This is a genomic window from Ferroplasma sp. Type II (genome assembly GCF_000496155.1).
This window is the reverse complement of record NZ_KI542718.1, coordinates 21,344-22,341: the sequence shown is the minus strand read 5'-3', so window position 1 is coordinate 22,341 and position 998 is coordinate 21,344. Positions and strand designations below refer to the sequence as shown.

Annotated in this window: 2 protein-coding genes; both read right to left on the bottom strand. The window is 38.5% G+C overall.

Annotated features, from left to right (window positions below; genetic code table 11):
* Positions 1–42 precede the first annotated feature (42 nt).
* Positions 43–753 carry a nucleotidyl transferase AbiEii/AbiGii toxin family protein gene (locus AMDU4_RS14170; RefSeq protein ID WP_290704428.1) on the bottom strand — a complete coding sequence of 237 codons (711 nt, stop codon included), beginning with the start codon at positions 751–753 and terminating at the stop codon, positions 43–45.
* Positions 743–998: hypothetical protein (locus AMDU4_RS14165; RefSeq protein ID WP_290704426.1), on the bottom strand; the 256-nt coding region annotated here is incomplete at its 5' end. The genes AMDU4_RS14170 and AMDU4_RS14165, both read right to left, overlap by 11 nt.

Here is a 998-nt window from a genome sequence, read left to right as displayed (position 1 = left end):
AGCAGATAATGAATTTACCAGTTTTTCTGCAGAATTGTCAATCTATTCCTTCATTGTTCCAGAAACAATATGAGCAACTTGATTTCCAAAACTAACCCATTTCTTCTTGGTTTTATCTGTTCTCTTAGTTTCTAACCTCGACATTGAATCTTCATAGAGTTTATTGGAATGTGTTTTTTGCAAGGTTTTTCTTAATTTTTCGGTTAAGGTATTTGATTTTAGGTCATTAAACAGAGCAATTACTTTTTTACCATCTATTTTAACATTAAACATTGAAAACAAATCAGTTATATCCTGATCTCGACCAGATTGAAGCTTCAATGCCCAAAGTGCTTCGGGACTGGCAATTGGAATTTTATTTTTTGTTCCACCAGTTAGAGTGATGAGACGAAGGTTTCTATGATCCATACTAATCCGAGGTTCAGGAATATCTACCCGTGCTTCCCTATCCCTCACATAACCCACAAGCACATCTAGAGTTATCTCTTCTGTTCTGTACCTGAGTACTTTGCCTTCATAATTCTGTGGATTTGGAATTGAAGAGTTTTCCAATTCTAAGTTCTGGGCATTAATAAAATCTTCCAGTTTTCCTAGGGCACCATTTGGGATAACAATATCAACATCATTAGAGTATCTTGGTACTCCGTACGCAGCTATTGCATATCCGCCGATTAAGACACCCCCAAGTTCCCAAGGCCATTCATCTAAAAGACCGAGGACTTTCCTTTCCCTACTAACTGGATCAGTACCCAATGAGTTCACTTGCTCCTGCATAAAGTCCTGGGTGATTCTTGATTATCCTGAGAACTTCATCCTTAGGAATTACACGCTCACCTGCAACTAACGTCCACTTAATCCTGGAAACGGCCTCCAAGATAACGAAACTTCCTACCCTTTTTTTTCCAGAGGATGAAACCCCTGATCTCATGAGATATCTCTTCCACTCCTCTATTTCAGACTTGTGAACTCGGAGATGAAATACACGTAGATATGAATTC